At 71.7% G+C, this 19,006-nt stretch carries 16 protein-coding genes and 1 tRNA gene; 14 read left to right on the forward strand and 3 right to left on the reverse strand.

Translation table 11 applies throughout. The features are described 5' to 3' along the window. Positions 1-3,452, forward strand: a 3,452-nt coding sequence (mfd, locus tag VJR25_RS11560; RefSeq protein ID WP_324115121.1) for a transcription-repair coupling factor, incomplete at its 5' end; no start/stop codon positions are given. 59 nt (positions 3,453-3,511) lie between these two features. Then, entirely contained in the window at positions 3,512-4,111 is a 600-nt protein-coding gene (locus VJR25_RS11565) for a gamma carbonic anhydrase family protein (protein ID WP_324115122.1), read from the forward strand. A gap of 10 nt (positions 4,112-4,121) precedes the next feature. Here VJR25_RS11565 and VJR25_RS11570 read toward each other — a convergent pair whose 3' ends face one another. Next, complete coding sequence (locus tag VJR25_RS11570) at positions 4,122-6,794, reverse strand: phosphoenolpyruvate carboxylase (protein ID WP_324115123.1); 2,673 nt, start codon at positions 6,792-6,794, stop codon at positions 4,122-4,124. Positions 6,795-6,861: 67 nt separating this feature from the next. Between VJR25_RS11570 and VJR25_RS11575 the strand changes: the two genes are divergently transcribed. Both VJR25_RS11575 and VJR25_RS11580 read left to right on the forward strand, forming a co-directional pair. Then, positions 6,862-7,998 (forward strand): Na+/H+ antiporter NhaA, encoded by a 1,137-nt coding sequence (locus tag VJR25_RS11575; protein ID WP_324115124.1) that lies wholly within the window; start codon positions 6,862-6,864, stop codon positions 7,996-7,998. After that, complete coding sequence (locus tag VJR25_RS11580; protein ID WP_324115125.1) at positions 7,995-8,690, forward strand: MazG family protein; 696 nt, start codon at positions 7,995-7,997, stop codon at positions 8,688-8,690. Before VJR25_RS11575 ends, VJR25_RS11580 begins: the two co-directional genes overlap by 4 nt. Position 8,691: 1 nt before the next feature. Here VJR25_RS11580 and VJR25_RS11585 read toward each other — a convergent pair whose 3' ends face one another. Together VJR25_RS11585 and VJR25_RS11590 are read right to left on the reverse strand one after the other, a co-directional pair. Beyond that, a complete protein-coding gene (locus tag VJR25_RS11585) occupies positions 8,692-9,180 on the reverse strand; it encodes an SRPBCC domain-containing protein (RefSeq protein ID WP_324115126.1) in 489 nt (162 codons plus the stop codon). Beyond that, complete coding sequence (locus VJR25_RS11590; RefSeq protein WP_324115128.1) at positions 9,177-9,542, reverse strand: metalloregulator ArsR/SmtB family transcription factor; 366 nt, start codon at positions 9,540-9,542, stop codon at positions 9,177-9,179. Before VJR25_RS11590 ends, VJR25_RS11585 begins: the two co-directional genes overlap by 4 nt. 130 nt (positions 9,543-9,672) lie before the next feature. On the opposite strand from VJR25_RS11590, the gene hisS reads away from it, so the two are divergent. From hisS to VJR25_RS11640, 10 genes are all read left to right on the forward strand, one after another. Beyond that, a complete protein-coding gene (gene hisS, locus VJR25_RS11595) occupies positions 9,673-10,920 on the forward strand; it encodes a histidine--tRNA ligase (RefSeq protein ID WP_324115185.1) in 1,248 nt (415 codons plus the stop codon). A 23-nt stretch (positions 10,921-10,943) separates the two neighbouring features. Beyond that, positions 10,944-12,224 carry a threonine/serine exporter family protein gene (locus VJR25_RS11600; protein ID WP_324115130.1) on the forward strand — a complete coding sequence of 427 codons (1,281 nt, stop codon included), beginning with the start codon at positions 10,944-10,946 and terminating at the stop codon, positions 12,222-12,224. A gap of 55 nt (positions 12,225-12,279) precedes the next feature. Then, positions 12,280-12,720 (forward strand): YdeI/OmpD-associated family protein, encoded by a 441-nt coding sequence (locus tag VJR25_RS11605; RefSeq protein WP_324115132.1) that lies wholly within the window; start codon positions 12,280-12,282, stop codon positions 12,718-12,720. A 45-nt stretch (positions 12,721-12,765) separates the two neighbouring features. Further along, positions 12,766-13,464, forward strand: a complete 699-nt coding sequence (locus VJR25_RS11610; protein WP_324115133.1) for an O-methyltransferase — start codon at positions 12,766-12,768, stop codon at positions 13,462-13,464. Between the two features lie 70 nt (positions 13,465-13,534). Then, positions 13,535-14,815, forward strand: coding sequence for a phosphopyruvate hydratase (gene eno, locus VJR25_RS11615; protein ID WP_324115135.1), 1,281 nt, complete (start codon positions 13,535-13,537; stop codon positions 14,813-14,815). A gap of 188 nt (positions 14,816-15,003) precedes the next feature. Beyond that, positions 15,004-15,423, forward strand: a complete 420-nt coding sequence (locus VJR25_RS11620) for a septum formation initiator family protein (protein WP_324115137.1) — start codon at positions 15,004-15,006, stop codon at positions 15,421-15,423. 51 nt (positions 15,424-15,474) lie between these two features. Continuing rightward, positions 15,475-16,020 (forward strand): DUF501 domain-containing protein, encoded by a 546-nt coding sequence (locus tag VJR25_RS11625; RefSeq protein ID WP_324115139.1) that lies wholly within the window; start codon positions 15,475-15,477, stop codon positions 16,018-16,020. Positions 16,021-16,025: 5 nt separating this feature from the next. Beyond that, positions 16,026-17,297: a S8 family serine peptidase gene (locus VJR25_RS11630; protein ID WP_324115141.1), complete on the forward strand. Its 1,272-nt coding sequence runs from the start codon at positions 16,026-16,028 to the stop codon at positions 17,295-17,297. Between the two features lie 22 nt (positions 17,298-17,319). Then, positions 17,320-18,840 carry an NAD(P)/FAD-dependent oxidoreductase gene (locus VJR25_RS11635; RefSeq protein ID WP_324115143.1) on the forward strand — a complete coding sequence of 507 codons (1,521 nt, stop codon included), beginning with the start codon at positions 17,320-17,322 and terminating at the stop codon, positions 18,838-18,840. Positions 18,841-18,914: 74 nt separating this feature from the next. Beyond that, positions 18,915-18,987 (forward strand) — tRNA-Leu (locus VJR25_RS11640). Positions 18,988-19,006: the final 19 nt, after the last annotated feature.

Consider the following 19,006-nt stretch of genomic DNA (forward strand, 5'->3'; position numbering starts at 1 on the left):
CTCTCCTCGTGATCACGCCGACCGGACGCCGCTCGGATGCCGTCGGGCCCGCCCTCGATTCGCTCGTGGCCGGGGCCACCGTGCTGCACTTCCCCGCGTGGGAGACACTGCCGCACGAGCGGCTGAGCCCGAGTGCCGAGATCGTCGGGCGGCGCCTGGACGTGCTGCAGCGCATCCGCGAGTGGGATGCCGCCGACCCTGCCCAGCGCGGCCCGCTCGTCGTGACCGCGTCCGTGCGTGCGGCGTTGCAGCCCTTCGCCGCCGGCCTCGCGGAGACCGAGCCGATCGTGCTCGCCGCCGGTGCGCGCGGCCACGACCTCGGCGCGATCGCGGCGCAGCTGGTCGAGCGCGCGTACCACCGGGTCGACATGGTGTCGCGTCGCGGCGAGTTCGCGATGCGCGGCGGCATCCTGGACGTCTTCCCGCCCACGGCGGACCATCCCGTGCGCATCGAGTTCTTCGGCGACGAGGTCGACCAGATCCGGGCGTTCTCGGTCGCCGACCAGCGCAGCCTTCCCGGTGACGTGGCGCGCGTCGAGCTGCTCGCGGGCCGCGAGCTGCTGCTGACCGACGACGTGCGCGAGCGCGCCCTCGCCCTGAGCGAGCAGTTCCCGGGCCTGCGGGGCATGCTCGAGAAGATGGCCGAGGGGATCCCGGTGGAGGGCATGGAGTCCCTCACCCCCGCGCTCGTCGACGGCCTCATCACCCTCGTCGACGCGCTGCCCGCCGGCACGGCTGTCGCGCTCCTCGACCCGGAGCGGTCCGAGACGCGGGCCGTCACCCTCGCCGAGACCAACCGCGAGTTCCTCGAGGCGGCCTGGAACGCCGCCACCGCCGGTGCCGCGACTCCCATCGACCTGGGCGCGGGCGACTTCGTCGCGCTCGACCGGCTGGCGGAGATCGCGCGCGACCGCGACGGCGTGTGGTGGACCTTCAGCTCCTTCGACTCGGGTGCAGCGGACGCAGCCTCCGAGGGGCTCATCGACGACGGGCCGGATGCCACGGCCCTGCGCGTGCCGGCGACGCCCGTGCCCTCGTTCCACGGCAACGTCGATGGCGCGACCGAGCACGTCGGGCAGCTGCTGCACGACGGCTGGGCGGTGGTCGTCACGGCATCAGGGGCGGGTCTCGCGGATCGCGCCCGCGACGTGCTGGGAGAGCGGGGGATCGCCGCCCGGCGCGTCGATGCGGTGCACGACGCGCCCGAGCCCGGCGTCGCACACATCGTCGTCGCGTCCCTCGAGCGCGGTTTCGAAGCGCCCGGCGCGAAACTGGCGGTGCTCACCGAGTCCGAGTTCTACGGCCGCACGATCAGCGGGGACGCGCGCGTCGTGAAGAAGCTCGCCTCCCGCCGGCGCAGCGTCGTCGATCCGCTGCAGCTCAAGGCGGGCGACTTCGTCGTGCACGCCACGCACGGCATCGGCAGGTTCGTCGAGATGCAGCGCCGCGAGGTCTCGAGCGGCGGCCGCCACGCGGTGAAGACCACCCGGGAGTACCTGGTGCTCGAATACGCGCCGTCCAAGCGCGGGCATCCCGGAGACAAGCTGTTCGTCCCGACCGACCAGCTCGACCTGCTCTCGCGGTACGTCGGCGGGGAGGCGCCGACCCTGTCGAAGATGGGCGGCAGCGACTGGGCTCAGGCCAAGAGCAAGGCGCGCAGGGCCGTGCGCGACATCGCCGTCGAGCTCGTCAAGCTGTACTCCGCGCGCATGGCCGCCAAGGGGTACGCGTTCGGTCCGGACACCCCGTGGCAGCGGGAGCTCGAAGAGGCCTTCCCGTTCGCGGAGACCCTCGACCAGCTGCAGACGATCGACGAGATCAAAGCGGACATGGAGAAGCCGATCCCGATGGACCGGCTGCTGTCCGGCGACGTCGGCTTCGGCAAGACCGAGGTGGCCGTGCGTGCCGCGTTCAAGGCGATCCAGGACGGCAAGCAGGTCGCGATGCTCGTGCCGACGACGCTGCTGGTCAAGCAGCACCTGGAGACCTTCGGCGAGCGCTTCGCCGGGTTCCCGGTGAAGGTGCGGCCGCTGTCGCGCTTCCAGACCGACAAGCAGGCCCGCGACACCATCGCCGGTCTCGCGGACGGAACCGTGGACATGGTCATCGGCACCCACCGCATCCTCACCGAGAAGGTGCTGTTCAAGGACCTCGGGCTCATGATCATCGACGAGGAGCAGCGGTTCGGCGTCGAGCACAAGGACTCGCTCAAGAAACTCAAGACGAACGTCGACATCCTCGCGATGAGCGCGACTCCCATCCCGCGCACGTTGGAGATGGCGGTCACCGGCATCCGGGAGATGTCGACGCTGCAGACCCCGCCGGAAGACCGGCATCCGATCCTGTCGTACGTCGGCCCGCGCAACGACAAGCAGATCGCCGCGGCGATCCGCCGGGAGCTGTTGCGCGAGGGCCAGGTCTTCTACGTGCACAACCGCGTGCAGTCCATCCAGCGCGTCGCGAGCGAGATCGCCGAGCTCGTGCCGGAAGCGCGCGTCGTGGTCGCGCACGGCCAGATGGGGGAGCACCACCTCGAGCAGGTGGTCGACGACTTCTGGGAGCGCAAGGCCGATGTGCTCGTCTCGACGACCATCATCGAGACGGGCCTCGACATCTCCAACGCCAACACGATCATCATCGACCGCGCGGACAAGTACGGGCTCAGCCAGCTGCACCAGCTGCGCGGCCGCGTCGGCCGCGGGCGCGAGCGGGCGTACGCGTACTTCCTCTACGACGACAGCAAGCCGCTGAGCGAGACCGCCGCCGATCGCCTCGAGACCATCGCGGTCAACAACGACCTGGGTTCCGGCATGCAGGTGGCGCTCAAGGACCTCGAGATCCGCGGTGCGGGGAACCTCCTCGGGGCGGAGCAGGCCGGGCACATCGCCGGCGTCGGATTCGACCTGTACCTGCGCATGATCGGCGAGGCGGTCGCCACCTTCCGCGGCGAGGAGAACGACGGTCCGGTGGAGCTGCGGCTCGAGCTGCCGGTGCACGCCCGGATCCCCGAGGACTACATCGACAGCGAGCGCCTGCGCCTGGAGGCGTACCAGAAGCTGTCCGCCGCGGCATCCGTCACGGCGAAGGACGAGGCGATCGACCTCGTGGTCGAGGAGCTGCGCGACCGGTACGGCGAGCTCCCCGCCCCCGTCGAGGGACTCGTCGCCGTCGCCCGGCTGCGCCGACGCGTCGGCCAGGCGGGGCTGACCGACGTCGTCGCGATGGGCTCCAACCTGCGCCTGGCGCCGGCGAACCTCCCCGACTCCATGCAGGTGCGCCTGCAGCGCCTCTACCCGAAGGGGAAGCTCGTCGCCGGGGGAGAGGCCGTGCTCGTGCCGCTGCCGCTCGTCGACGGCGAGGCGCCGGCGGATGCCGCCCTCATCGAGTGGGTGGGGACTCTCGTCGGCCAGCTGTGGCCGGTGAAGGATGCCGCGGCATCCGTCCCCGCCTGACGCCGCGCGGCACGCGGGAACGAAGGGCGTCGCGTCGAGGTCCGCGCTACGGTGAGGTCATGCAGTTCGAGCACCTCGGCGCACGCCCGCGCATCGACCCGTCCGCCGTGATCGCCCCCACCGCCGTGATCAGCGGCGATGTCACGATCGGTCCCGACACGCAGGTGCTCCACGGGGCGGTGATCACCGCGGAGGGCGGCCCGATCACGATCGGTGCGAGCGTCATCGTCATGGAGAACGCGCTGATCCGGGCATCCGCCATCGACCCGGTGCACATCGGCGACCACGCCCTCATCGGCCCGATGGTGAGCATCTCCGGCGCCGTGATCGGTGACGAGGTGTTCCTCGCCACGGGGACGCGCATCTTCAACGGCGCGCGCATCGGCGCGCGCAGCGAGGTGCGCATCAACGCCGTCGTGCACCTGCGCACCGTGCTGCCGGAGAACACGGTGGTGCCGATCGGATGGGTCGCCGTCGGCAACCCGCTGCAGATCCTGCCGCCGGACGAGCACGAGCGGATCTGGGAGGCCCAGCAGGAGCTCGACTTCACCGGCTACGTCTTCGGACTGGATCGCGACACTCCCGACCTCATGACCCAGCTGACCGAGCGCTACGGGCGCAGTCTCGCCCGGCACTCCACCGACCGGCAGATCGACTGAGCGCCGCCGGTCACCCGGTGTTCTGCAGGCCGGCCGCGACGCCTGAGACCGACAGCAGCAGCAGGCGCTGCAGGTCGGGGTCCGCCGGGGCATCCTGAGGCGCCTCGCGAAGCGCCCGCAGGGCCCGCAGCTGCAGGAGCGAGAGCGCGTCCACGTACGGGCTGCGCAGCTTGACCGCCCGCTGCAGCACCGGCTTGTTGGCGAGAAGCTCGACGGAGTCCGTGATCCGGATCACCCAGTCGCGGGTGAGCGCCATCTCGTCGAGCACGAGCTGCGCGAGGTCGTCGCGGTCGCCGAGTTCCAGGTATCGGCGCGCGATGCGGTCGTCGGTCTTCGCGAGGCTCATGGCGACGTTGTCGATGAGCGTCCGCAGCAGCGGCCAGTCCCGGTACGCCTGCTGCAGGCGCGGCTCGTCGCCGACGGCTTCCAGGGCCGATCCGAGCCCGAACCACCCGGCGAGGTTGATGCGGGCCTGGGTCCAGGCGAACACCCACGGGATCGCACGCAGGTCCTCCAGCGACTCGACCGACAGCCCCCGGCGTGCGGGCCGGGAGCCGAGGGCCAGCAGGCCCACCTCTTCCATGGGGGTGACGGTCGCGAACCACGGTGCGAACCCGGGCGCCTTCACGAGCTCGAAGAACCGCGCCCGGGAGGTGGTGTCCATCACGGCGGCGATGTCCGCGTACTCGTCGGCGGCGGTGCTGTTGCGGTGCTCGTTCGACGGCGCGGAGGCCAGCAACACGGCGGCGGCGACCTGGTCGATGTGCCGCATCGCGATCGCCGGTTCGCCGTAGCGGGCGAAGATGACCTCGCCCTGCTCGGTGAGCTTGAAACGACCGTCCACGGAGTGCGGCGGCTGCGCGAGCACGGCGCTGTTGGCCGGTCCGCCGCCACGGCCGAGCGCCCCGCCGCGGCCGTGGAAGAGGGTCAGCTGGATGCCGGCATCCCGCGCCCAGGCGGCGATCAGGGCCTGCGCCTCGTACAGGGCCAGGTTCGCGGCCACCGGGCCGACGTCCTTCGACGAGTCCGAGTAGCCGAGCATCACCTCGAGGCGCCGGCCGGTCTCGTCGAGGCGGGCGGCGAACGCGGGATGGGTGACGATCTCGGCGAGGATGCCGGGGGCGGCCTGCAGGTCCGCGAAGGTCTCGAAGAGGGGGATGACGTCGAGCACCGGCGGCGTGCCGGACGGCCCGACCGCATGGCGCGCGAGGCGGTGCACGGCATCCAGATCCGCCGCGGACTGCGTGAACGACACGATGTAGCGTCCCGCGGCGCGCAGGCCGTACCGCTGCTGGATGTGCGCGATCGCCCGGAAGACGTCGAGCACCTCCTCGGCGAGCTCGCTCGTCGGCGCGCCCGCGTCGAGTTCGGCGAGCACCTTGCGGTGCACGGCGGAGTGCTGGCGCACCTCGAGCTCGGTGAGGTGGAACCCGTAGGTCTCGACCTGCCAGATGAGCGACTGCAGCTCGCCGTACGCATGCCGCGGCGCACGCGCGTCGACGAGCGAACGCTGCACGGTGAGGAGGTCGGCCAGCAGGGCGTCGGCGTCCGGGTAGGCGAGGTCGGCGTCGCGCGTGCGCGTCGCCTGGATCTTGCGCGCGACCAGCAGCAGCACCCGGCGGTGCGGCTCGTCCGGGGAGCGCTTGGCGATCTCGGCCGCGGCATCCTCGTCGGCGTCCTTCAGCCGCAGCCAGAGCGTCTCGACATCCACCGACGGGGGAGTCGAGGCGGCGTCCAGGGTCAGCGTGCGGCCGATGCGCGTCGCGGCGCGCTCGAGCCCGAGCAGAACATGCTCGCTGGCGATCGCGGCGGCCTTGCGGGTCGTGGCGGCGGTGACGAACGGGTTGCCGTCACGGTCGCCGCCCACCCAGGATCCGAGTCGCACGAACGGTCGCACGACGGGTTTGCGGCTGCCGGCGGCGACTCCCTGCAGCGCGTCGTCGATGCGGCGGTAGACCTTGGGCACCGCCGTGAAGAGCGTCTCGTCGAAGACCGACATGATGGTGTGCACCTCGTCGGTCGGGCTCGGCTTCTGCGGGCGCAGGGGGGCGGTGCGCCAGAGCAGGTCGATCTCGGCGAGCATACGGCGCTCCGCGCGTCGCTGGTCCGCCCCGTCGTGCGCCGAGTTCTCGTACTCGGCGAGCAGCCGCGCCACCCGCCGGATGCTGCTGGACACCGCGCGCCGTCGTGCCTCGGTCGGGTGCGCGGTGAAGACCGGGTGGAAGCGCAGGTTCTGCAGGCGCTCGAGCGCGGAGTCGTCGCCGATCTCCGCGGAGAGGCGCACGAAGGCCGCGGCGACCGAGTCGGTCGCGTTCTCCTTCTCGGGCCGGCCGTCGCGCTCGCGCAGAATGCGGACGCGCTGGTGCTCCTCGGCGAGGTTCGCGAGGTGGAAGTAGACCGTGAAGGCGCGGGCGACCTCGTCGGCGCGCTCGACGCTGAAGGAGTCGGCGATCTGCTCCGCCTGGGCGAAGGCCTCGGGGGTCTCGTCGGTGTAGGCCTGGATCGTGGCGACCCGGAGGCGCTCCACGTCCTCGTACAGGCCGGGCGTTCCGCTCTCGCGCAGCACGCGGCCGAGCAGGGTGCTGAGCAGACGCACGTCGCCGCGCATCCTCTCCGGAATCTCGTGACCGGCCTCGTATCGTCCGACAAGGTCAAGGGCTTCGGTGGGGGTGGGTTCACGCATCGGCACCACCCTATCCGCGCTCGTGTTTCCGGCTCGTGTCTGAGGCGCCTCGTTACGATGGGTGCCGATGAGCCTCCTCCGATCCGAGCGCTTCGCCGCGTCCCTTCTGCTGGTGGCGGCCGCCGCGGGCCTGATCGTCGCGAACTCCGCCGCCGCGCCGGCAGTCATGGGATTCGCTCAGGGGCACGTGGGGCCCCCGCCGTTCGACCTTTCGGTCGCGCACTGGGTGCAGGACGGCCTGCTCGCGATCTTCTTCTTCGGCGTCAGCGTCGAGCTCCAGTTCGAGATCACGCGAGGCGAGCTGAGCAGCGTCCGGCGGGCGGTCCAGCCCGCCATCGCCGCGCTGGGCGGCGTCGCCGCGCCGGTCGTGATCTATCTCGCGGTGACCGCCGGACGGGGTGTCACCGCCGGCTGGCCGGTGCCGACGGCGACGGACGTCGCGTTCGCCCTCGGCGTGCTGGCGGTGTTCGGGCGCGGGCTCCCCGCCGGCATCCGCGCTTTCCTGCTCGCCCTCGCGATCATCGACGACCTCGTCGGGATCGTGCTCATCGCGCTGCTCTATGCGCGGGATCTGCACTGGGGGATGCTGGCGCTCGCGGTCGCCGGGGTCGTCGTCTTCGCGGTGCTGAGCCGTCTCGACGCCGGCAGGGCGCGCCTCGTCATCGGGATCGTGATGGGGGTCGTCGCCGTGGCCACCTGGTGCGGCATGCTCCTGTCCGGCGTGCACCCCACGATCGCGGGCGTGCTCCTCGGGCTCGCCATGGCGCAAGGCTCGGCCATGCGCGCCCGCCACGCGCTGGAGCCGTGGATCAACGGCGTGGTCCTGCCGGCGTTCGCGTTCTTCGCCGCACTCGTGGTCGTCCCGGCCGTCGGCGGCGGGCTGTCGTGGGCGTTCTGGGGGGTGCTGATCGCGCTCCCCGTGGGCAAGCTCGTCGGCATCACTTCGGCCGCCTGGATCTCCCAGCGCACGATCGGGCGTCGCGGCGAGCAGTTCGCGGCCGGCGACCTGCTCGCCGTGTCGGCACTCGGCGGCATCGGGTTCACGGTGTCGCTGCTGCTCGCCTCGCTCGCGTTCGCGCAGAGTGCGCCGGATCGGGATGCCGCCACGCTGGGGGTGCTGGCCGGGTCGGTCGTCTCCCTCATCGCGGGTGCCGTCCTGGTCGCGTGGCGTGCCCGCATCTCCCGTCGGAAGGAGTCCGCATGACCGATCCCGAACCGCGGCAGGGACCCGGCCGGAAGGACCGAACCGGCCGTCCGCCCGCATCCGATCCGCTGCGTGAGGCCGCCGACGTGATGCACACCGTGCGCGACCGGTGCGTCTGGACGCAGCAGATCACGCACCGGGACCTCGTGCCCTACCTCGTCGAAGAGAGCGCGGAGGTGATCGATGCCGTGGAGGACGGCTCCCGCGCCGACCTGCGCGAAGAGCTCGGCGATCTGCTGTGGCAGGTGCTGTTCCACTCCGAGATCGCCTCACGCGACCCCGACGACCCGTTCGACATCGACGACGTGGCGCGCGGCCTCACCGAGAAGATGGTGCGCCGGCATCCGCACGTCTTCGCCGGGGAGATCGCGGAGACGCCCGAACAGGTGCTCGTGCTGTGGAACGCGGCGAAGGCCGCTGAGAAACGCGAGCGCACCAGTGTGCTCGACGGGGTCAGCGAGCGGATGCCGTCGCTCGCCCTGGCTCAGAAGCTCCTCGGGAAGGCGGCGCAGGTCGGCCTCGATCCTGCGCGGACCGTTCCCCACGCCCCGAGCGATGAGGCCGACCTCGGCGATGCGCTGCTGGCCCTGGTGGCGACCGCCCGCGCCAACGGCTGGGATGCCGAGCGGGCGCTGCGCGAGCGCGTGCGCACGCTCGCGCGCGAGGTTCGTGAGGCGGAGCGCTCCGACTGAGTCAGAGCGCGGCCAGCACGGCGTCGAGGCGCTCGAAGTCCTCGTCCATGCCGGCGTCCATCCCCGAGGCGAGCATCGCGTCGCACGCCTCCTTGGACGTGTAGGTCGACGTGACCTCGAGCGCGCTCCGACCCTCCGGCAGGTCGACGAAGCGCAGCGTCTCGAGCGTCGCTCCCGGCTCGCCCTCGTACTCCCAGGTGTGCACGATGACACCGGGGGAGACCTCGTGGTAGGCGCCGCGGAAGGCCCACGCACCGCCGTCCGGGGCTTCGACGACGTAGCGGAAGGCGCCGCCCGTGCGCGCGTCGAAACGGTCCAGCCGCACGGTCGTGCCCTTCGGCCCCATCCACTGCTGGAAGAGGTCGGCGTCGATGTGGGCGCGCTGCACGAGTTCGGCGGGGAAGGCGAACTCACGGCGGTGGAGGATGCTCTGCTCGCCGGTGCGCGTGTGCGCGGTCAGGCCGGGGAATGCGATGTCGTGCTCGGTCATGATCTGTCTCCTTGTCGGGGTGGGGCGGTGGGGGCCGCGTGCGGCGGGGCCGCGAGTGCGGCGAGCACCTCGTCGAGCCGGGCGTAGCGCTCCTCGAGCCGGCGCCGTCGGGCGAGCATCCACCCGGCCGCTTCGTCCAGTCGCGCCGGTTCCAGGCTGACCCGGCGCGTGCGCCCCTCGCGGCGCCGCGAGACGAGGCCCGCCCGTTCGAGCACGTCGAGATGCTGCGACACGGCCTGGAACGAGATGTCGAACAGGCTGACGAGCTCGCCGACGGTGGCGTCGGATTCGGCGAGGCGGTCGACGATGGTGAGGCGCACGGGATCTCCGATCGCCGCGAACGTCTGCGTCACCGCACTCATACCTCGATTATTCAAGCGATCGCTTGAATGTCAAGAGGTCCTGCGCGAACTGAGCGAGGGGCGCGGGTTCGGGCTCGTCGCGGCGACCTGAAATGATGGAGCCGTGGCATCCGTCAATCCGCCGCGCGGCATGCGCGACTTCCTCCCCGCCGACAAGTCCCGTCGCGAGCGCGTGCTCGCCGTCATCCGCGAGCGCTACCGCGCGCACGGATTCGACGAGATCGAGACGCCGGTCATGGAGGAGTACGACCGGCTGCACGCAGGGCTCGGTGCCGACAACGAGAAGCTCGCCTACAACATCCTCAAGCGCGGGCTGGATGCCGACGCCATCCGGGCAGCGGCACACGATCCGGCCGCGCTCACCGACCTCGGCCTGCGCTACGACCTGACGGTGCCGCTGGCGCGGTTCTACGCCAGCCACCGGGGCGAGCTGCCCGGCGTCTTCCGCTCGATCCAGATCGCGCCGGTCTGGCGGGCCGAGCGGCCGCAGAAGGGCCGTTACCGCCAGTTCGTGCAGTGCGACATCGACATCATCGGCGACGCGTCCTCGCGCGCCGAGGCGGAACTCGCGGTCGCCACGCTGGACACCCTCGACGCGCTGGGACTCGAAGGCGGCAGCATCCGCATCAACGACCGCCGTGCCCTCGACTGGATGCTGGACACGTTCGGGTTCGCCGCGGCGGAACGCGCCGGCGTCCTCATCACGATCGACAAGCTCGACAAGGTGGGTCCCGAGGGCGTCGCCGCGGAGCTTCGCGGTCGCGGCGCCGTGGACTCCGCCGTGAGCGCCTTCGAGTCGTTCCTGGGGCGGCCGGCGGCGCAGGGTCTCCCGTTCGGCGAGCAGCAGATCCGCGCGGCCCTCCCGGCGGGCGCCCCCGACGACGTCGTCGCGCACCTGGTGGGCATCGGCGACGCCGTCGCAGCGGCCCGAGGTGGCGCGGACATCCCGTTGGTCTTCGACCCCTTCCTGGTGCGCGGGATGGGGTACTACACGGGCACGATCCTCGAGCTCGCGCACCCGAGCGTGGGCTACTCGCTCGGCGGCGGCGGACGGTACGACGGCATGATCGGGCGGTTCCTCGGCCAGGACGTGCCCGCCGTGGGGTTCTCGATCGGCTTCGAGCGGATCGTCGACCTGATCGCCGACGATGCCGACGGCGCGGCAGACGCCGTCGTGCTGGTGCACGACCGGGACGTGCCCGTGGGTGAACTCGTGGCGCACAAGACGCGGCTGGTCGCGACCGGGGCGCGCGTGCGCCTCGAGACGCGCACGAAGAACCTGAAGGCGCTGCTCGAGCGCGCCGCGGCCGACGGCTACAACCGTTTCGCACTCGTCGGTGCGCAGACCGACGATCTCGAGATCAAGCCGCTCGCCTGACGCGCCGGGAAGGGGAACCGAAGATGGGGAGCGCGGACGGCGCACAGCCGGACGATCCCACCCTCGCCGCCCTCGGGGCGCTGCTGCTCGAGGCCGAGGTGTCCGTCACAGACGTGCGCGAGGCGCTGATCCACGTGTCGCGCGTGAACGGCGCCGAACCCGTGCCCCCGGTCGCCGTGCTGCCCGCCGCCGTCCTGGTCGGCGGCACGACCGCGCAGCCCGGCACCTCGATGTCGATCGTCCCGTCCCAGTCGCTGACCATGCGGCAGTCCGCGCACGCGATCCGTCTGGTGCACAGCCTCGGCGCGGGCGGCATCCGGCTCGAGGACGCCGCACCGCACATCAGCGCGATCCGGCGCCTGCGGATGGCGCACCCGGACTTCGCCTGGGTGGCCGGCAGTGCGCTCGTCTCCGGCGGGCTCGCGCTGGTCTTCCGGAGCCCGTGGTGGGCGATCGCCGCGGCGACCCTCGTCGGTCTGCTCCTCGCGGTCGTCACCGCCGTCATGGGACGGGTCCGCCCGGCGGCCGCACTCGTGCCGTTCGTCGCCGCGTTCCTGTCCACGGTCGCCATGGCCGCGATCGACTCCCTCTTCGCCCTCGGTCCGATCCCGCTGTTCGCCGTCTGCGCGCCGTTCGCGATCCTCGTGCCGGGCGCCCTGATCACCAACGCGCTCCTCGAGCTGACCGCGACCGACATCGTCACCGGGTCGGCGAGGCTCATGTACGGCCTGATCGTGCTGGGATTCATGTACGTCGGCATCATCGCGGGCAGCACGGTCGCCGGCGTGCACGTGGATGCGCGTTCGGAGAGCCTCGTAGGAAGCGCCATCACGGGCGACACGACCGCCGCCTGGGCCGGCGCCCCGTCCGGTGCGGTCGCCTGGCTCGGCGTCGTCGGCCTCGCCCTCGGCGTGTGCGTGGCGTTCGGCTCCGGCATGCGGCTCGCCCTCGTCAGCGTCGCCGTGATGCTGTGCACCTACGCGCTGCTGACCGTGCTCGCCCCGGTGTTCGGCGCGGCCGTCGCGACCGGTGTCGTCGGCGCCGTGCTGTTCATCGCCGCCCGCGTGATGGAGCGGATGCCGCTCGGGGTTCCGGCATCCATCATGTTCCGGCCCGCCTTCCTGCTGCTCGTCCCCGGCACAGTGGGCCTCGTCGCCCTGGCGTCCCTCGGGTCGTCGTCGGCGCCGACCGCCGTGCTCACCTTCGTCAGCCTGTGCATCGGGGTCAAGGCGGGCTCCGTCGTCGTCGACACGGACTGGGCGGGCGCGTTCCGCCGGCGGATGCCGCGCCGCTACCGGCCTTGAACCGCGCGCGTCGCGGCCTTGACGTGGGCCCGGTGAAGTGCGCGAGGATCGGAGCATGAGCCTTCGCATCCGCACCCTTCTCGAGCCGCACGGGCCGGCCACCGCGATCGAGCTGACCGATGCCCAGGTCGCCGAGCTCGGCGGGGGCAAGCGCGCCGCCGTGCGGGTCACCGTCGGCGACCGCTCGCTGGCCCTGCGCCTCGGCGTCATGGGCGGCCGCAATCTCATCGGCCTGTCGAAGGCCGCTCGCGCCGACCTCGGCGTGGACATCGGGGACACCGTGGACGCGCTCGTCGAGCTCGACACCCAGGAGCGCACCGTCGAGGTCCCGGACGATCTGGCCGCCGCCCTCGACGCCGACCCGGCCGTGCGCGCCGCCTTCGACGCTCTCGCCTACACGCCGCGCAAGGAGCACGCGCGAGCGGTCGCAGAGGCGAAGCGCGCGGACACGCGGGAGCGTCGCATCGCCGCGATCGTGGCGCAGCTGCGCGGCTGAAGTGACGTGCTTGACGGAGGCGGTGGGGCACGCGACCCTGAGGGCATGACCGAACTCAGCCTGGATGCCGCGCGCCGCGTCGACGCCTACCTCACCGACACGCTCGTCGGCCACGACGAGGGCCTCGCCCGGGCCGTCGCGGATCAGGACGCCGCGCACCTGCCCTCGATCGAGGTGGCACCCCTGAACGGCAAGCTGCTGCACCTGCTCGCCCGCATCTCCCGCGCGCGCCGCGTGCTCGAGATCGGCACGCTCGGCGGGTACTCCACGATCTGGCTGGCGCGCGGCATCCCGGCGGACGGCACCGTGACGACCATCGAGGCGGAGCCCGCGCACGCCGCGGTCGCGCGGGCGAACCTGGACCGCGCCGGGGTGGGGGGAAAGGTCGAGATCCGGCTCGGGCGCGCCGCGGACGTGCTGCCGACGCTGCCCGGCGACTACGACCTCGTGTTCATCGACGCGGACAAGGAATCCAACACGATCTACCTGGACTGGGCGGCCCGGCTCGGGCATCCCGGCACCGTCGTGGTGGTCGACAACGTGGGGCGCGGGGGAGACGTGGCCGATCCCACCGCGACGGCCTCGCACGTGACCGGCACCCGCGCAGGCCTCGCGATGCTCGGGTCCGACCCGCGCTTCGACGCGACCGCGCTGCAGACCATCGACCGCAAGGGCTGGGACGGCGTCGCGATCGCGGTGCTCACCGATGTGGTGGATGTGACGGGGGACGACATCGCTCCCTGAGTTCTCGGATGGTGGATACCGCCCCGCTAGACTCGGAAACCCCACCCCCTCCAAACGAAGGAGCCCACCTGTGGCACTGATCGAGGCTGTAGGCGCACGCGAGATCCTGGACTCGCGCGGCAACCCGACCGTCGAGGTGGAGGTGCTCCTCGACGACGGCATCGTGCAGCGCGCCGCCGTCCCGTCGGGTGCATCCACCGGCGCGTTCGAAGCGTACGAGCTCCGCGACGGCGACAAGAGCCGCTACGGCGGCAAGGGCGTGCTGAAGGCGGTCGACGCGGTGATCGACGAACTCGGCCCGGCGATCGAGGGCATCGACGCGTCCGAGCAGCGCGTCATCGACGAGATCCTCATCGAGACCGACGGCACCGAGAACAAGTCGCGCACCGGCGCCAACGCGATCCTCGGCGTCAGCCTCGCCGTCGCCAAGGCCGCGGCCGACAGTGCCGACCTGCCGCTGTTCCGGTACCTCGGCGGCCCGTCCGCGCACATCCTGCCCGTTCCGCTGTTCAACGTCATCAACGGTGGCGAGCACGCCGACAACGGCATCGACATGCAGGAGTTCTTCCTCGCCCCGATCGGCGCGTCGAGCTTCGCGGAGGCGCTGCGCTGGGGCGCCGAGACCTACCACGTCCTCAAGGGCGAGCTGAAGGCCGCCGGGTTCAACACCGGCCTCGGCGACGAGGGCGGCTTCGCCCCCGACCTGCCCAGCAACCGCGAGGGTCTCGACTTCCTGGTGCGCGCCATCGAGAAGGCCGGGTTCGCCCCGGGCCGCGAGATCGCCGTCGGCCTCGACGTCGCCGCGACCGAGTTCTTCAACGATGGGGTCTACCGCCTCGAGAACAAGGACTGGACGGCCGCCGAGCTGACCGAGTACTACGTCGGACTCGTGAACGACTACCCGATCGTCACCATCGAGGACGCCCTCGCCGAGGACGACTGGGACGCCTGGAAGGCACTCACCGACAGCCTCGGCAAGAAGGTGCAGCTGGTCGGCGACGATCTGTTCGTCACCAACCCGGAGCGGCTCGCGAAGGGCATCGAGCTCGGCGTCGCGAACTCCCTCCTGGTCAAGGTGAACCAGATCGGCACGCTGTCCGAGACGCTCGACGCGATCAGCCTGGCGCACCGCTCCGGCTACACCACCATGCTGTCGCACCGCTCGGGTGAGACCGAGGACACCACGATCGCCGACCTCGCGGTCGCCGTGAACTCCGGTCAGATCAAGTCCGGTGCGCCTGCCCGCTCCGAGCGCGTCGCGAAATACAATCAGCTTCTGCGCATCGAAGAAGAGCTGGGGGATGCCGCCGACTACATCGGCGCCGCCGCCTTCCCGCGCTTCGGCAAGTAAGGCCTGCCCGCGCACGTAGACGATCCATCCGAGAGGGGAGCCGCATGAGACGTCCGGCTCCCCTCTCGGCGTCTCACGACCGCGACAGGACGCCCGCGTCGAAGGCGGCCGGGAAGCATCCGCAGCGACAGGCTCCGCACCCGCGTCGGGACGCACCGCCGACCGCCGCGGCGCCTCGACGGGTGGACGTGCGCGCGTGGCTCGGGGGCCTGCGCCTGTCGGGCTTCACGGTGATCATGATGGGCCTCGTCATCCTCGCGGTCTGCGTGCTCGTGCCCACGGTGTCCACGTACGTCGGGCAGCAGCAGCAGATCGCCGCACTCCGGCACTCGGTTCAGGTCGCGAAGGACGACGTCGCCGCCCTCGACCAGGAGCGCGAGCGCTGGAAGGACCCGGCGTACATCGCGAGCGAGGCGCGCGAGCGCCTCTATTACGTCAAGCCCGGAGACGTCGTCTACCTCGTGATCGACGACCTGCCGGCATCCCGGCTGCCGCCGCAGCAAGCGGCGGTGAGCCGCACCGTGGAGCAGACGAAGACCGACTGGACCTCGCAGCTGGTCGCATCCGTCGTGCAGGCGGGCACCGCGCGAATCGCCGTGACCAAGTAGCGGGAGGGGCCTGATGCGGGCGTCCGGCCGCGGTGTCGTTAGCCTTGTCTGGTGACGACACCGCCCTTCGCCCCGCTCGCACCCGCCGACATCGCGGTGCTGCGCACCCAGCTCGGCCGCGAGCCGCGCGGTGTCGTCGGCATCGCGGCGCGATGCGCCTGCGGCAACCCCACGGTGGTGGCGACGTCGCCCCGGCTGCCCGACGGGTCCCCGTTCCCCACGTTCTACTACCTGAGCCATCCGGCGGCGACGGCGGCGATGTCCACGCTCGAGGCGGAGCACGTGATGCCCGAGCTGCAGGATCTGCTCGCCGTCGACGACGACGTGCGCGCGGCCTACGCGGCGGCCCATCTCGCCTACCTCGCCGACCGTGCGCAGTTCGGCGACGTGCCCGAGATCGCGGGCATCTCGGCAGGCGGGATGCCGACGCGCGTGAAGTGCCTCCACGCCCTCGCCGGGCACGCCCTCGCAGCCGGTCCCGGCGTGAACCCGATCGGCGACGCCGCCCTGGCCCGATCGTCCTGGTCGCCCCACCGGTGCGTGTGCGCCGAGCCCGGCGCGGCACTCGCTCCCGACGCGCGGCCCACCGCCGGATAGCCGCGATGAGACGCGGCGTCTTCCTGGTCGTCACGGGCATCCTCGCGGTGCTCGTGCTCACCGGCGCGACCCCGCCGCCCGACGACCCGGTCGACGCGACGCGTCAGGCCGAATACTGGCTCGACAGCACGGCGGTCCGTGATGCCTGGCAGACCACCCAGGGGCAGGGGCAGACGATCGCGATCATCGACACCGGGATCGGCCGCAACCCCGAGCTCGACTCGGCCGTCGTCGGAGGCACGGACGAGTCCGGGGTGGGCTCGGCGGACGGACGCACGCCGGTGGGCGCCGTCGACGCCGACCACGCCAGCTGGGTCGCGTCACTGCTTGCCGCGCGCGGAGACCCCGACGGGACCGGGATGATCGGGGTCGCGCCCGCCGCGCACCTGCTGTCCATCTCGGTCGGGTTCGGATCGGTCTCCCGGGTGCCGTTCGCGGAGCAGGTGGCCAAGGGCATCCGCTGGGCGGTGGACCATGGCGCCGACATCATCAACCTCTCGTTCACCACCAACTCGACCGAGTGGGATCCGAGCTGGGACAGCGCGTTCCTGTACGCCTTCGAGCACGACGTCGTCGTCGTGGTGGCGGCAGGCAACCGCGGGGCGGGGACCACCCAGGTCGGCGCCCCGGCGACCATCCCCGGTGTGCTCACGGTCGCCGGCGTGACGCGCACCGGCGCGGCCAGCCGCGAGGCCTCCACCCAGGGGATCACGATCGGGGTCGCCGCCCCGAGCGAGGAACTCCTGGGCATCTCCGCGGACGGCCAGACCGTCGGCTGGGAGGGCACGAGCGGTGCAGCTCCGATCGTGGCCGGCATCGTGGCGCTCGTGCGGTCCGCGCACCCGGGCCTCGACGCGAACGACGTGATCGAGCAGATCATCAAGACCGCGCGACGCGCCCCGGCGCAGACGCACGTCCCGGATGCCACCTACGGCTACGGCATCGTGGATGCCGCCGCAGCGGTGACGGCGACGGGCATCGCGCACGTCACGGGCAACCCGATGGGAAGCCTCCAGGACTGGATCCGGCTGCACCGCAGAGCAGACGTGGTGCCGGTCCCGGAGCCCAGTCAGGTGCAGGTGACGGTGCCCCCTCTGCCGCCCGCGACGGACGTCGGCGACACCACCTCCGCCCTCCTTCCGACAGCGGAAACCCTGCGTTACGGCACCGTTCCGCTGGCCGGGCTCACGGTGCCCGCTATACTGGTTGCGTTCGGCGTCACCGTGGCTGTCCGACGCATCCGATCGGCGCGTCACCCCCGTACGCCGAACAGTTGAACCCGCGAGGAGCTCTCCCATCGTGAACAGCGCACAGACCACTGCGCCCAGAATCCTGATCGTCGGCGGCGGCTACGCCGGCTTCTACACCGCCTGGAAGCTCGAGAAGCATCTGCGCAAGGGTGAGGCCGAGGTCACCATGGTCGACCCGCTGCCCTACATGACGTACCAGCCGTTCCTGCCCGAGGTCGCCGCCGGCGAGATCGAGGCGCGGCACGCGGTCGTCGGGCACCGGCGCCACCTCAAGCGCACGAGGGTCGTCACCGCGAAGGTCACGGGCATCGACCACGCGACCAAGACGGCGACGATCACCCGCGCCGACGGCGTCAGCTGGCAGCACGAGTACGACCAGATCGTCGTGACGGCCGGAGCGGTCTCGCGCACCTTCCCGATCCCGGGCATCGCCGACAACGCGATCGGCCTGAAGACGATCGAGGAGGCCGTCGCCATCCGCGATCGCATCCTGACGAACTTCGACCGCGCGGCGACCATGCCCCCCGGGCCCGACCGCGACCGCCTGCTGACGGTCGTCGTCGTCGGCGGCGGCTTCGCCGGCATCGAGGCGTTCGCCGAGCTGCGCGCCCTCGGCTCGGCCCTGCTGAAGAGCTACCCCGAGCTCACGTTCGACGACACCCACTTCCACCTCATCGAGGCGATGGGGCGCATCATGCCCGAGGTGTCGCTGAAGACGAGCGAGTGGGTGCTGAAGAGCCTCGCCAAGCGCGGCGCGTACGTGCACCTCGACACGCAGGTGATGAGCGCGGTCGACGGCAACGTCGAGCTGTCCGACGGACAGACCATCTCGACGGACCTCATCGTGTGGACCGCCGGCGTCATGGCGAACCCGACCGTGGTGCGCGGCAGCGACCTGCTCGTCGAGGGCCGCGGTCGCATCCAGACCCGCGCCGATCTGCGCGTGGGCTCGGACGACGAGATCATCGAGGGTGCCTGGGCGGCCGGCGACGTGTCCGCGGTCCCCGACCTCAGCGGCGGCGGCGTCGGCGGCATGTGCGTGCCGAACGCGCAGCACGCGGTCCGTCAGGCGAAGCTGCTCGCCAAGAACCTCGTGGCGGTGCTGCGCGGCGAGGAGCCGAAGCAGTACTTCCACAAGAACCTCGGCGCCGTCGCGGGTCTGGGCCTCTACAACGGCGTCTTCCAGTCCGGCAACCTGGCGCTCAAGGGTTTCGTCGCGTGGGTCGCGCACCGCGGCTACCACGGTCTCGCCATGCCCTCGTGGGAGCGCAAGTGGCGCGTCATCGGCGACTGGTGGCTCGACTTCTGGCTCGGACGCGACAACGTGAGCCTGGAGGCGATCCAGTTCCCGCGTGCGGCGTTCGAGGAGTTCGCGGCCCGTCCGAAGCCCAAGGCGGAGACGGCCCCCGTCCCGGCGCCCGAGGCTCCGGCTCAGCCCGCCGCGGCTGCCGCGCAGCCCGCCGAAGCCCCGGCCAAGGTCGAGAAGCCGGCCGAGAAGCCGGCGACGCCTCCGAAGCCCAAGGCCGAGAAGGCGAAGGCGGAGAAGGCCAAGGCCACCGTCTCGAAGTGATCGGATTCCGGATGCCGCAGGCCCGTCTGAGAAGATGGCCCTGCGGCATCCGCGTCTCCGCCGGTGGATGCCCGGCCCCCGTAGCCCAATGGCAGAGGCAGGCGACTTAAACTCGCTTCAGTGTGGGTTCGAGTCCCACCGGGGGCACGGTTCCGCGTGGGACTGA

The sequence above is a fragment of the Microbacterium sp. genome (assembly GCF_035277845.1).
Taxonomy (GTDB): domain Bacteria; phylum Actinomycetota; class Actinomycetes; order Actinomycetales; family Microbacteriaceae; genus Microbacterium.